The following is a 12,666-nucleotide window of genomic DNA, read 5'->3' as shown; positions in this document are numbered from 1 at the left end:
CAGGTGGCGTCGGGTCGGCAGGGCGAACAAGCATGCCCGGGTCGACGAGCCAAGGAGCCCGGGCAACGGTGAACGTGGGAGCACTACGGGGGAGGCGCGGCATCGCCGCGGGAGTGGCGGCGGCCGTCGTGGTCGGCGCGGTCGTGGCCTGGCGACTGGTCGCCGACGGATCCGACGGATCGGGCCCGTCCCGCGAGGAGATCCGCGACCACCTCGACGAGCTGCCCGGCGCCGACCCGGCCGAGGTCGGCGCCTACCTCGCCGGCGAGAACGGCGCCCCCCTGCAGGAGGCCACCACCGTCGGCCGGCGGATGGTGGCCGCCGGCCCGACCGCAGCCTGTCCCGAGCTCGAGGCGCTCGAACAGATGCCCGAACCTCAACCACTGGCGACCGCCACCGCCGCGGTTCCGGACCCCGTGCTCCGCGAGGGCTACGGCGCCCTGCTGGGTGTGCTGGGCCGGGCCCAGACGTCGTGTGCCGCCGACGACCGCCTCGACGCCACCACCGCAGAGGATCTCCGCCTGGTGATGACCGGCATCGAGGGGCGACTGGACCAGCTGGGGGTCGACCTGTGAAGGCACGCGTCACCCTGCTGCCGCTGGCGGCACTGCTGGTCGCCACCCTGCCCAGCGCCGGCACCGCCCAGGAGCCGGCCGCCGAGCCGCCGGTGTGGGTGGCGCTGGGCGACTCCTACTCGTCGGGCGAAGGGATCGCCGAGGCGGCCGGCGAGTGCCAGCGGGCCAGTGGCGGCGGGTCGGGCTCGGCCTGGGCGGCGGTCGCCTACGAGGAGTTGTGGGGAGCCGAGGCCCGGGCCGAGAACCAGGCGCTCGTCGCCTGCACCGGCCACAAGTCCCACCAGGCCCCGTCCCAGCTCGACGAGGCCACCGCCCGACTCGGCGGCCGCCGGCCCGACGTGATCTCATTCAGCTTCGGCGGCAACGACATCGGCTTCTCCCCGATCCTGCAGGAGTGCCTCCTCGACAACGTGACGCTCGGCGTGCCGTTCACCGACATCGACGACCACGGTTGCGCCATCACCGAGGAGGAGATCCGCGACCGGATCGACATGCTCGCCGGCCGCCGGTCCATCGGCGACGGGTACTACGGCCGGTGGCAGCTGCCGCAGCTCTACGACGAGATGGCCGACGCCGTGCAACCCGGCGGGCACGTCTTCGTGCTCGGGTACCCGCAGATGTTCGAAGAGGTCGACCGGTGGCCCTGGGTCAACCGTTACGTGTGGCAGTCCTGCGAGTGGATCGGGCGCAAGCACATCGAGAAGATCCGCAACAGCGGGGCCCGCCTCAACGACGCCGTCGAGGGCGCGGTGGACGATGCCGCCGCACGACATCCAGACGTGGAGTTCCACTACCTCGACGTGGCCGACGTCTACGAGAACGACGACAGCCGACACGGCCTGTGCACCGACGACCCGTGGCTGAACGGCCTGCAGGTCAGCCAGGACGGCAGCTTCCGCGTCGAGCGCTCCTACCACCCGAACCAGGACGGCCACACCGCCACCGGCCAGGCCCTGGCCGCGCTCATCGAGGACGACGTCCCCGAGCTGCTCGAAGGTGACGACGACGCGGCGACGGCCGGCGACCTCGAGGATGCACTGCTCACCCCGGACGATCTCGTCCCGGGTCGGTTCGCCGTGGAGGGCGTGTACGACGTGGCCTCCCAGGCCCGCACCTACGGCTGCGTCGACCCTCGTCAACACACCGAGACCTGGGACGATGCGCGCTGGAACCAACTGATGGTCCAGGCGGCCGATACCGACGTCACCCCGGACGGGGCGCAGTTCGTCGGCAACGTGCTCGTCCACGAGGACCTGCTGGTCTTCCCCGGCGCCGACGAGGCGGCGGCCTACCTGGAAGAGGCACGCCTGGGTCTGGCCGACTGCGCGGGCCAGGTGGGCGAGACGCCCCTGGCCTTCGTCCACGGCGGGTGGAACGGCTACGAACGCCGGGCGAACTTCGGCCTGGACTTCGTGGTCCAGCGGGGCAACGTCGTCGTGGAGCTCCTCTACTCCGCCGGCGCCGCCACGAACCGGGACGACCTCGCCGACCCCGAGGCCTCGGCCCTCGCCCGCTCCCGCCAGGTGGTCCGACTCGCCCTCGACAAGATCGATGCCGCCTGACCCCGCACCAGAGCCACGCAGCCGATCGCGCTCCCGCTTGACGGCAGACTGAGGGTATGGATCTGGGATTTCGGGGTGAGGTGACCGACTACTACCACCGATACCGGCGTGGGTACCCGGAGGCGGTCTTCGACGTGCTCACCGAGGCGTTCTCGTTGACCGGCGACGACGTCGTGCTCGACCTCGGATGCGCGACCGGCCAGCTCAGCCTGCCGATGGCGCCGCGGGTGCGAGCGGTGATCGGCATGGACCCCGAGCCGGACATGGTGGGTCGCGGGCGCGCCGCAGCGGCCGAGCGTGGGCTGGGGAACGTGACCTGGGTCGTGGGCGCGGACTCCGACGTGCCAGCTCTGGGAGCGTTGCTGGGCGAGGGTTCGCTGGGCGCGATCACGATCGGCCAGGCGTTGCACTGGATGGACGCCACCCAGCTGTTCCGGGTGGTTCGGCCTTTGGTCCGGACGGGCGGTGGGCTCGCCGTGATCGTCAACGGCAGGCCGGTCTGGCTCCAGGACAGCGGCTGGTCCCGGGCCCTTCGAGAGCTGCTCGAGCAGTGGCGGGGGAAGAAGCTCACCCGAACCTTCGGCTCGGACGACGAGGACCGCGCGGAGTATCGGGCGAACCTGGTCGAGGCGGGGTTCGCGGTGCACGAACGGACCGTGGAGTACTCGGACACGATGGACCTGGAGCAAGTCGTCGGGAACGTCTTCTCGGCCTTGCCGGTCGCCGAACTGCCCGCGCCGGAGCAGCGACCCGAGTTCGCGGAGCGGGTCGCCCGCGCTCTGGACCCGCACGCGCCGTTCACCGAGCACATCCAGGTCACGGTGCTGGTCGGCCTGGTGGAGTAGCTCACCGATGCCCGCATCGGGTCAGGGACGGGCACCATCCCCCGCCTGGGCCGATGCCCGCGGCGGTGGAAATGTCGGTGGGGGCAAAGCGTTCTGAGGGGTGTCGGGGCTCGGGGGCGTGATGTTGGAGCGAGAAGGGTTCGCGGCTTGGTACCGGGAGCAGCATCCCCGGGTCCTGGCCGCGCTGACGATCGTCGCCGGGAGCGCCGACGTGGCCGCCGACGCCACCGCCGAGGCGTTCGTGCGGGCCTACGAGCGGTGGGACCGGGTGCGGACCATGGGTTCGCCGGGCGGGTGGCTGTACCGCGTGGCGCTCAACGTGGTGCGCCGCCGGGCCCGGTGCCTCGGGCGCGAGCGCGACCTGGTGCGGCGGGCGGTGCTGCGCACGGCGCTGCCGGCCCCGGCCACGTCGACCGCCCCGTCGTCCCTCCAGCCCGAGGTGTGGGCCGCGGTGCGCGCCCTGCCCGACCGCCAGCGCACCGCGGTCGCCCTCCGCTACGTGCTCGACCTGCCCGAGGCCGAGGTGGCCGCGCTCATGGGCATCACCCGCGGCGCCGCCTCGTCCTACCTCACCACCGCCCGCCACACGCTGGCGGCCCGACTCGCCACGGACGACCCCCGGTTCGAGGAGACCCACCATGGATGACCTGCAGACCCTCCTGCGCCCGCTGATCGAGCGGCCCGAGACGCCGCCGCTGCCCATCGACTGGATCGCCGACCAGGCCCAGCGGCGCACCCATCGCCGGCGGGCCCTCACGGTCGCCACCGTGGCGGTGGCCCTGGCCGCGGTCGGCGTGCCGGCCTGGCTGGTCGCCCAGCCCGCCGCGCCCGGCGCCGACACCCGGACCGCCGCCCCGTCGGCCACCGAGCCGCCCTCCTCGGCCACGCCGCCGACCTCGGCCACCTCGGCACCGCCCCCGGCCGACCCCTTCGGGCCGACGCCGCCGTGGGCGGCCGCGCCGCTGCCGGCCTCGGCCGCCCCGGCCTACGTCGAGGCCGCCGACAGCGACCCGGACGCCGCGGCGAAGTGCCCCGTGGTCGCCCCCTCCGACCTCGGCGAGGGCGCCGGCGCCACCCCCCGCATGACGACGCGGGGCCAGCCGGGCCGCTGGGGCGTCGAGTACGACCTCGCCGGAGCGCCCGGCACACCCGACGACGGTGCGCTCGCCACCCCCGACGCGGGCCGCAACACCTTCACCGTCTACGCCATCGTCATGCCACCGGTGCCGCCCGGCATGGGCGAGTCGATGGGCCTCGAGTCGGTCCGTGACCTGGTGACCCAGCGGCCGGTGGTGCACACCTGGTCGGACGGCAGCGTCGCCGGGTGGGGAGGCGACCTCCCCGGGACGCCCCAACCCGACACGTCGATCGTCGTCGACGGCGAGGTGGTCCCGATCCCCGACCTCACCCCCGGCCCGCCCGCCGAGCCCGAGCCGGAGGACATGGTCGTCCAGTTCCAGCTCCAGGGCGCCGACCCGTCGTGCCTCTACGCGGTGCACAGCTACCTGGGCGAGGCCCACACCTTCCACCTGGTCGAACACCTCCGCCGCCTCGCCAGCCCCTGACCGGGATCAGGCGGCGGCGAAGGTGGGGGTGATGGCCCGGGTGATGGCCCGTGCTCACGCGCCGGTGCCGCCCGTCCGCCAAGATCGTGTGCCCGACATCCGGGCCGCCGTCGAGCGGGCCGGGGCGGGGCCGCCACCAGGGGCACGGCCCGCCGGTCGTTCCCTTGTTCTGGGTGCCCGGGGCGGGAGTCGAACCCGCACGGTCCAAGAGGACCACAGGGGTTTAAGCCCCGTGCGTCTACCAGTTCCGCCACCCGGGCGGGCAGGTGCAGGCTACGTCAGCGCCTGGGTCAGCCCGAGAAGCCGGCCAAGTGGCCGTCGCCGCGGAAGAGGAGGCGGCTGCCGTCGCTGAAGCGGAGGAGCGCCCGGCCGGTGAGGGTGCTGCCGTCGAGGCCCTCGAGGTGGAGGACGTGCTCGCCCGGCTCCAGGGCGACGCCGTCGTCGCTCCGGGCGGTCACCTCCCAGTCGTTCGGACCGGGCACCGCCGCGCCGTCACGGATGACCACGAACACGTCCGCATAGCTGGTCACGACTTCCTGCCCGTTCACCACCAGCTTCTCCAGCAGCATTCGCGTCGTGCGCACGAGCGAAGGCTACGCGTCGCCGCGGGAGGTTTCTCGACGTTCGGCGTTCACCTGAACGTCAGGCAGCCTGCTCACCGGCCTCACCGAGCCTCTCCCACAGGCGTCCCCGACACCGATCGGCCGCCACGCCACGCAACCGGTTCGTCACCACCACTCCTTCCACGAGATCGGCCAGGACCGCCGCCCACGGCCGCCCACGCAGCGCCACCGAGACGGTGCAGCCGCCGTCACGCCGCCGGACGATCGAGCGCCCCACCCCCACCAGCCGCGGCGGGCTCCGGAACGCGGGTGCGTGCAGCCCCAGGGCCCGGGCCTCGTCGGCCAGCACCCGGGCCACCGAGACGAACCGCAGCGACACCGCTTCCATGCCCCGCATCATCCCGGAGGGGTGTGACAGTTAAGGCGGCGCCAGCCGCCCTTAACACCGCTTGGGGCGGCGGCGGGGTGGTTGGAGGGGTGTGACAGTCAAGGGCCGGAGCCCCGAAGAAAACCCGCTACGTCCCGTCGGAGGAGAAGTGCCAGGGCTCGCCCGGCAGGTTGTAGAGGCCGAAGTCGGGTCCGTTGTCCATCAGGAACACGTAGCAGCTGCCTCCCCGGCTGACCGAGCCCCCGTTGCACGTGAAGTCGATGGCCAGCCCCCGCTCGTGCATCGACTGGCCCGGCCGCGCCGTCGGCGGCGAGCAGGCCGACGCCGGGGCCGACCACACGTTGCCGCCGCAGTTGGACTTCCGCAGGGCGATCTGCGCCGAGATGCTCCGGTAGCCGTTGCCGCACAGCGGGACCCCCTGCTGATCGGCCAGGTTGAGCAGGTCACGCGTCGAGTCGGCGATGTCCTTGTGCACCTCGATCGACCCCCCGATGGGGCACGTCACCGTGATGATGTTGCCCTCGATGGCGTCGATGTCGATGGTGGACGGCCCCTCCACCGTGGGCAGGTCGATGTCGAGCTCCCGGAGCCGGTCCTCCTGCTCGATCCGGATGCGGGCGTCGTCGAGCTGGACGGCCAGCTGGTCGATCTGCGCCTGCATCTGGTCCGCCAGCGCCGGGTCGGTCTGCCGCAGCCCCTCGATCTCGCCCAGGTTGCGCTCCATCCGCCGCTCGATCTCCCGGGCGAACGTCACCTGCTGCGTCGCCGCGTCCTCCAGGTCGGCCAGGGCGGTCTCGGCCTGGGACCGCTTGTCGGTCGCGTCGGAGCGGGCGTCCTCCTCGGCCTGGCGCTGCTCCTGCAGGTCGGCCTCCAGCCCGTGGAGCCGGTCGAGGACCGCGGCGTCGGCGTCGGCCTGCATGTCGAGCAGGGCGTGCTTGATGGTGGCGTCGGCGACGGAGTCGGCGGTGAAGGCGTCGATGGCGTTCTGCGCGGGCGGGTTGACGAAGCGCCGCACCACCACCTCGTCTGACTGCCCGATCAGACCGTCGATCTCCAGCTGGATGGCCGCCACCCGCTGCTCGGCCGCGGTCACCGCCAGGTCGGCCGCCTGGACCGCCTGCTCGGCCGTGGTCAGCGCCGCCAGCTGCGTCTCGACGTTCTCGCGGATGGTCCCGAAGGCGTTCTCGATGTCGGCCTCGTCGGCCCGGTCGACCTGGATGTCGACGTCGACGCTGCCGCCCTCGGAGCTGCGCCCGGAGTCGTCGCCGGCGTCCGGGTCGGACTCCTGCCGGGGGACGGCCTGCGACGCCGGCGGCACCAGCACGACGCCGCTCACGACGACCGCGAGCGCGACACGAACCCACCTCAACTGACGACGACTAACCACAGTCCTCCGGAACCCTCCCGTGGCGCAGGCAGGAGGAAGCGTTCCTGTGCCCGCACCCCGGCCTGACAGCGACACGGGATCGTAACGGTCTCCGCCAGCCCGTGCCACGCAGTCGGCGGAGTCTCGCTGGGAGACCCGTTGGGACGTGCGCTGACTGGTCCGCCTTGACTCGTGTTGCGGTGCTGCGCTGCCGGGAGCCTCGCTGTGGAGCTGGGGCTCGGCCGCCCAATGCCGGACTCGTGGGCCGTGACGAACGCCCGGATCGCTCGGCTCCTAATGGCCGTTGGTCGACCAGTGCCAAGGCTCGCTGGGGAGGTTGTACAGGCCGTACGACGACGCATGCCCGTCGAGCCACCGGAAGCAGGAGTTGCGCCGCGAGCTGATCGAGCCGCCGTTGCCGCAGTAGAAGTCGATGGCCAGGCCGGTCTCGTGCATCGAGTAGCCGGGCCGGGCCGTCGGCGGGGAGCAGGCGCCGGCCGGCATGTGCCAGACGGCGTAGTCGGACGAGCCGCAGTGCGACCGGCGCAGGGCGATCTGCTGCTGCGGGTTGCGCCAGCCCCAGCCGCACATGACCACGCCGTCGGCCGCGGCGGCGTCGAGCAGCCGGCGCAGCTCGTCCGCCACCGACCCTGCCACCGTGATCGACTTGCCGGCCGGGCAGCTCACCCTCGCCAACCCGCCGGGGACAGGAGCGATCGTGCCCGGGCCCACGGAAGCGCCCCCACCACCGCCGCCCGATCCGCCGCCACCACCACCGCCGCCCCTGCTCTGGTTGGCCGCCTGCTCGCGGGCAGCCCGGGCCGCGGCCTCCTCGGCCAGGCGTCGGGCCAGGGCGGCCTGCTCCTCGGCGATCTTGCGGGACAGCTCCTGGTCGATCTCCTCCAGCTGGGCCGACTCGGCGAGCTTGCGGTCGAGGGAGGCGGCGGCCTCGTCGGCGAAGGCCTGCTGCTGCGCCTGGGCCGCCTCGACCCGGGCCAGCGCATCCTCCGCCGCACCCCGCTTGCGCTCCGCCTCGGCCGCGACGGCCTCCTTGTTCTGCCGCTCGATCTCGACGTCCTCGTGCGCCGCGGTGAGCTGGTCGAGCACGTCGGCGTCGCTGTCGGCGTGGAGGTCGAGCAGCGCCTGCTTGACGGTGGCATCGGCGATCGAGCCGGCGTCGAACACGTCGAAGGCGCTCTCGGACGGCGGGCTCATGTAGGCGTCGACCACGAGCCGCTCCCGCGCCGCCTCCAGCTCGCCGATGCGCGCCTGGGCGTCGGCGACGGCGGCCGTCGCCTCCTCCACGTCCGTCTCGGCCTCGTCCGCCACCCGCTGCGCCTCCTCCAGCTGCGCCTGCTGGCGGGCGACGTTGTCGGCCAGCGTCGCCAGCGCGGCCGTCAGCTCGGAGTTGCGGGCCTCCAGGACGTCGACCTCGATCTCCACCTCGCCCTGCTTCTCCCGCACCTCCGCCCGCTGCTGCTCGGACGACGTCCCCGGGGGCGGCTGCCGAGACGACGTCGCCGACGTCGCGGTGGGGAGGGTGCTCACCAGCGCGAGACCGACCACGGCAGCGAAGCGCAGCGGCGTGAGCGAGGGTCTGTCCATGTGGTGCCACGTAACGCGGCCACCTGCACACGCAGTGCGGTCGCGTCCGGGCGGACAATAACAACCCGACTACCCGCCGGTCGTGGACCAGTGCCACCTTTCGCTGGGCAGGTTGTAGAAGCCGTACTCGGCCGCGTGGTTCGACATCCACACGAAGCAGGGACTGCTGCTGCTGGAGATCACGCCCCCGCCGTTGCAGGTGAAGTCGATGGCCAGGCCCTGCTCGTGCAGCGACGTGCCGGGGCGGGCGGTCGGCGGGCTGCAGGCCGACGCCGGCGCCTCGTAGATGTCGTAGTCGGTCGGACCGCAGTGGGCCCGGCGCAGAGCGATCTGCTCGTCGGGGCTGCGCCAGCCGCCGCCGCACATGCTCACCCCGGCCGCCGCGGCGTCGTCCAGCAGGTCCTGCAGGCCGGCGGTGATGCCGCTGTCGACGGTGATCGTGCCGCCGGCCGGGCAGTTGACGGTGCCGAGCGAGCCCGACGCCGGGCCGGCGGTGGCGTTCGCCTTGGCGGCCTCGGCAGCGGCCGCGGCCGCAGCCGCCTCCTCCTCGCGACGCCGCTGCGCCGCCGCCTCTGCCTCCAGCCGGACCGTCTCGGTCTTCAGGAACTCGACGGCCTGCTTGTAGGCCTCGGCCTCGGCGATCTCCCGCAGCTTGGCGGCGAGGGCCGACTGCTCGCGGGTGATCGTCTCGGCCATGGCCGGGTCGATCCGGGCCACCGCCGCGGCCTCCGCCAGCTGCGAGTCCAGGCGGTTGCTCACGGCGATCACGAAGTCGGTCTGCTGGCTCGTGGCGGCCTCGAGGTCGGCGCGCTGCGCCTCCTTCTCGGCCCGCTTCTGCTGGGCCTGGGCGGCGACCTCCGCCTGGGCGTTGCGCTCGACCTCGAGGGTCCCGCGGGCCTCGTCCAGCTCGGCGAGGGTGGCGGCGTCGTCCTCGGCCTGCATCGACAGGAGCGCCGACTTGATGGCGGCGTCGTTGGCGGAGTCGGCCGCCAGCGTGTCGAGGATGGCGTCGCGGGGCGGGTTGACGTACGCGTTGGTGACGACGTCGTCGCTGTCGGCGACCAGGCCGTCGATGTGCGTCTCGGTCTCCGTGACGGCCTCGTCGGCCTGGTCGAGCTCGGCCTGGGCGGTGTCGACGGCCGAGTCGGCGGCCTCCAGATCGCCCAGCTGGCGGGCGACGTTGTTCTTGATGTCGTCGAGCGTGCCGATCACGTCGGTCGACTCGCCGGCGGCGACATCGACCGGGATGTCGACGATGGCGGAGTCGCTGAACTGGGCGTTGGAGGCCGATGTGGGGTCCTCCTGGGTGGGGCGCGCCTCGCCCGCGGTCGGCGCGAAGGGCGCGGCCACGGCGACGACCAGCACCACGCCGAGGGCCCGTCGTCCGATCCGTCCCCAGTTCCGATCGGCCTGCAACTGCAGGCCGACGTCATCGGCGCGTCGATGGCGCGTCTCCAATGTCCCTCCCCTTCGGACAGCGCAAGCCCGTTGGTCCCAGCAATCGTTCTCCTCGGCGATGAGGAGTCGGTTCGCAACGAGACCGTAACAAACTTCGCTCTGCCTGTCATGTGGGAGCGTAGACAATCGGAGGGGGCGGGAGGGGCCAGAACCGCCCAGGATTCGCCCAGGTTTGGCCGGCTTCCGGTCGCGCCCCGCGAACGGCGAGACTCGCGGCCATGACGAGCAGCGAGCTACAGGTCGACGTCAGTGACGGTGTCGCAACAGTGACCCTGGTGGCGCCCGAGCGCCGCAACGCCCTCACGCTCCCCCTCACCGAGGAGATCGGCGCCGCGGTCGACCGCCTCGAGGCCGACGACGACGTGCGCGCCATCGTCGTCACCGGAGCCCCGCCGGCGTTCTGCGCCGGAGCCGACCTGTCGCACCTCGGCTCCAGCCAGCGCGAGGGCCTCAGCCGGATCTACGAGGGGTTCCTGCGCCTCGCCCGCTCACCCCTGCCCACGATCGCCGCGGTGAACGGCGCCGCGGTGGGCGCCGGGGTGAACCTGGCGCTGGTGTGCGACGTGATCGTCGCCGGCGCCTCGGCCCGCTTCGACACCCGCTTCCTGCAGCTCGGCCTCCACCCCGGCGGCGGGCACACGTGGATGCTGCGGCGCCGCGTCGGGCCCCAGGTGACCGCGGCGATGGTGCTGTTCGGCGAGATCCTCGACGGCGCCGAGGCCGCCCGGGTGGGTCTGGCGTGGCGCCAGGTGCCCGACGAGGACCTGCTCCCGACCGCTCAGGGCCTGGCGGCCAAGGCCGCCGCCGTGCCGCCCGACCTGGCGCGGGAGGTGAAGCGCACGCTGGACGACGTTGCCGACATCACGACGCACGCCGCCGCGGTCGAGCGCGAGCTCGACACCCAGGTGTGGTCGCTCAACCAGCCGGCCTTCCAGGAGCGCCTCGCCGCGCTCCAACGGAAGATCAGCCGGACCTGACTCGTCCCCGCTCGGGCGAGCGGGCGGTCGGATGCCCTAGTCAGCTCGGCGGGAAGGCCAGCGTCTCGAACACCCGGTCGGCGAAGGCGTCGTGGCCCTCGGGGTTCTCGCTGGTGACGATCAGCGAGTAGACGACCCCGTTGGGGGCGACCACCAGCTGCTCGGAGCCCTCCACCGTGACCGTCGTGGGCTCGGCGTCGGGGTCGTCCGGGTCGGTGCGCTCGACCTCGTTGGAGTAGCGCACCACGACGGTGGGGCGGTCGGCGTCGGTCTTCACTTTGATGCTCGGCTCGACCAGGCCGGCATCGGTGGCCAGCGTCTGGGCGTAGTTGTAGAGCGCCGCGGCGGTGGTGAGGCCGGTCTCGGGGGCGGCGCGCACCTTGAGGTCGGTCACCCGGTCGCTCGCCTCGACGCCGGCGGCGTAGAAGAGCCCGCCACCGGAGGCCGTGGCCTGGGCGGCTTCGGCGAACCCGGGGACGGCCGGGTCGGCCTGCACCAGGGCGTCGAGGCCCTCCTCCGACAGCAGCACCGCCTCCCACGACTCGGGGACGGCCAGCCCGAACCCCAGCGTGGGCAGCGGCACCTCGCGCCAGCCGTTCGGCGCCGAGATCTCGATGTCACCCGCGTCGATCGTGGTCGTCGTGGACGCCGTCGACTCCGACGACGGCGCCGGCTCCGTCGTCTCGGACGGTTCCTGGGAGCCCCCGTCCTCCCGCGCCTCGCTCTTGTCGCTGCACGCCGCCCCGGCGAGGAGGAGGGCCGTGCAGCCGATGACGCAACCGATCGTCGCCCGCGTGGGACGACCCGTCACGTCAGCCACTCGCGCACGAGCTCGTCGCTCCGCTCCTGCCACTCCTCGACGGTGATGGCGTAGCGGACGTGGTCCTCCCACACACCGTTGATCTCCAGATAGCGCAGGGCGATGCCCTCGTCGCGCACCTTCAGCTTCTCGACCACTCTCCGGCTCCGATGGTTGCGGGGGATGATCGAGATCTGTACCCGATGCAAATGCAATTGATCGAAAGCGAACCGGATAACCAGAACTAACCCTTCAGGGGTGAAGCTCTTTCCGGCCTGGGCCTCGTCGATCCAATAGCCCACGTAGGCCGACTGGAAAGGCCCCCGCTGCACCGACGACAGGTTGATCTCCCCGGCGAAGCGCCCGGCCACGAACACCCCGAAGCCGAACCCGGTGCCCAGCTGGCGCTCCCGCTCGCGGGCGCTGCAGCGCATGGCGAACGCCTCGCGAGACTCCACCACGTCGGGCATCCCCGGCGTGCGGGCGGGCTCCCACGGCGTCAGCCAACCGCTGTTGCGGCGGCGCACCTCCTGCCACGCGGGGAAGTCGGCGGGCGACAACGGCCGCAGCAACACCTGCCGTCCGACCAGCGTGCTCACGGCGTGCCGACCTCCTCCCGGGTGCCCAACATGTCCGCCGACCGTAGTCACACCAGCGACAACAGGAGGCCGTCGAGGATGTCGGCCTCGGAGACGACCATCTCGTCGAACCCGAATCGGCGCAGGATCGCCACCAGGACGCAGCAGCCGCCCACGATCACGTCGGCCCGGGCCTCCTCGAGCCCCGGGTTGTGGATGCGGTCGGCCCGGGTCTCGGTGGCGAGGGTGCGGAACACGTCCTCGGCGGCGTCGCGGGTGAGGTGGAAGTGGTGGATCGCGGCCGGGTCGTAGGTGGCGAGGCCCAGCTCGACGGCCGCCACCGTGGTGATGGTGCCGGCCACGCCCACCAGCGTGCGGGCGTCGG

The 12,666-nt window shown here is 72.8% G+C and carries 14 protein-coding genes and 1 tRNA gene; 6 read left to right on the top strand and 9 right to left on the bottom strand.

Annotation, left to right across the window (positions count from 1 at the left end; genetic code table 11):
* Positions 1-68: 68 nt before the first annotated feature.
* The 5 genes from VK611_28020 to VK611_28000 all read left to right on the top strand — a co-directional run bounded on the left by VK611_28020 (position 69) and on the right by VK611_28000 (position 4,547).
* Entirely contained in the window at positions 69-575 is a 507-nt protein-coding gene (locus tag VK611_28020) for a hypothetical protein (GenBank protein HMG45211.1), read from the top strand.
* Positions 572-2,137 carry a GDSL-type esterase/lipase family protein gene (locus VK611_28015; GenBank protein HMG45210.1) on the top strand — a complete coding sequence of 522 codons (1,566 nt, stop codon included), beginning with the start codon at positions 572-574 and terminating at the stop codon, positions 2,135-2,137. Before VK611_28020 ends, VK611_28015 begins: the two co-directional genes overlap by 4 nt.
* Positions 2,138-2,193: 56 nt before the next feature.
* A complete protein-coding gene (locus VK611_28010) occupies positions 2,194-2,982 on the top strand; it encodes a class I SAM-dependent methyltransferase (GenBank protein HMG45209.1) in 789 nt (262 codons plus the stop codon).
* A gap of 100 nt (positions 2,983-3,082) precedes the next feature.
* Positions 3,083-3,628 carry a sigma-70 family RNA polymerase sigma factor gene (locus VK611_28005; GenBank protein HMG45208.1) on the top strand — a complete coding sequence of 182 codons (546 nt, stop codon included), beginning with the start codon at positions 3,083-3,085 and terminating at the stop codon, positions 3,626-3,628.
* Positions 3,621-4,547 carry a hypothetical protein gene (locus tag VK611_28000; GenBank protein ID HMG45207.1) on the top strand — a complete coding sequence of 309 codons (927 nt, stop codon included), beginning with the start codon at positions 3,621-3,623 and terminating at the stop codon, positions 4,545-4,547. The genes VK611_28005 and VK611_28000 overlap by 8 nt, the downstream gene beginning before the upstream one ends.
* 174 nt (positions 4,548-4,721) lie before the next feature.
* Here VK611_28000 and VK611_27995 read toward each other — a convergent pair.
* The 6 genes from VK611_27995 to VK611_27970 form a co-directional block, all read right to left on the bottom strand.
* Positions 4,722-4,807 (bottom strand) — tRNA-Leu (locus VK611_27995).
* Positions 4,808-4,837: 30 nt separating this feature from the next.
* Complete coding sequence (locus VK611_27990; protein HMG45206.1) at positions 4,838-5,131, bottom strand: hypothetical protein; 294 nt, start codon at positions 5,129-5,131, stop codon at positions 4,838-4,840.
* Positions 5,132-5,189: 58 nt separating this feature from the next.
* Positions 5,190-5,498, bottom strand: a complete 309-nt coding sequence (locus VK611_27985) for a hypothetical protein (protein HMG45205.1) — start codon at positions 5,496-5,498, stop codon at positions 5,190-5,192.
* A gap of 127 nt (positions 5,499-5,625) precedes the next feature.
* The gene (locus tag VK611_27980) at positions 5,626-6,867 is read right to left on the bottom strand and encodes a D-alanyl-D-alanine carboxypeptidase family protein (GenBank protein ID HMG45204.1); all 1,242 of its coding nucleotides are present in this window, start codon (positions 6,865-6,867) and stop codon (positions 5,626-5,628) included.
* Positions 6,868-7,158: 291 nt separating this feature from the next.
* Entirely contained in the window at positions 7,159-8,469 is a 1,311-nt protein-coding gene (locus VK611_27975) for a D-alanyl-D-alanine carboxypeptidase family protein (GenBank protein ID HMG45203.1), read from the bottom strand.
* Positions 8,470-8,538: 69 nt separating this feature from the next.
* The gene (locus VK611_27970; GenBank protein HMG45202.1) at positions 8,539-9,927 is read right to left on the bottom strand and encodes a D-alanyl-D-alanine carboxypeptidase family protein; all 1,389 of its coding nucleotides are present in this window, start codon (positions 9,925-9,927) and stop codon (positions 8,539-8,541) included.
* Between the two features lie 218 nt (positions 9,928-10,145).
* Between VK611_27970 and VK611_27965 the strand changes: the two genes are divergently transcribed.
* Complete coding sequence (locus VK611_27965) at positions 10,146-10,904, top strand: enoyl-CoA hydratase (protein ID HMG45201.1); 759 nt, start codon at positions 10,146-10,148, stop codon at positions 10,902-10,904.
* Between the two features lie 40 nt (positions 10,905-10,944).
* Here VK611_27965 and VK611_27960 read toward each other — a convergent pair whose 3' ends face one another.
* The 3 genes from VK611_27960 to VK611_27950 form a co-directional block, all read right to left on the bottom strand.
* Positions 10,945-11,724 carry a hypothetical protein gene (locus tag VK611_27960; protein ID HMG45200.1) on the bottom strand — a complete coding sequence of 260 codons (780 nt, stop codon included), beginning with the start codon at positions 11,722-11,724 and terminating at the stop codon, positions 10,945-10,947.
* Entirely contained in the window at positions 11,712-12,302 is a 591-nt protein-coding gene (locus VK611_27955; protein ID HMG45199.1) for a GNAT family protein, read from the bottom strand. The genes VK611_27960 and VK611_27955 overlap by 13 nt, the downstream gene beginning before the upstream one ends.
* 47 nt (positions 12,303-12,349) lie before the next feature.
* Positions 12,350-12,666: exopolyphosphatase (locus VK611_27950; GenBank protein HMG45198.1), on the bottom strand; the 317-nt coding region annotated here is incomplete at its 5' end.

It is taken from the genome of Acidimicrobiales bacterium (assembly GCA_035316325.1).
Classification (GTDB): Bacteria; Actinomycetota; Acidimicrobiia; order Acidimicrobiales; family VFJN01; genus DASXTK01.
Note: the sequence above shows the minus strand (reverse complement) of the source record. Positions and strands in the feature narration are given on the sequence as shown.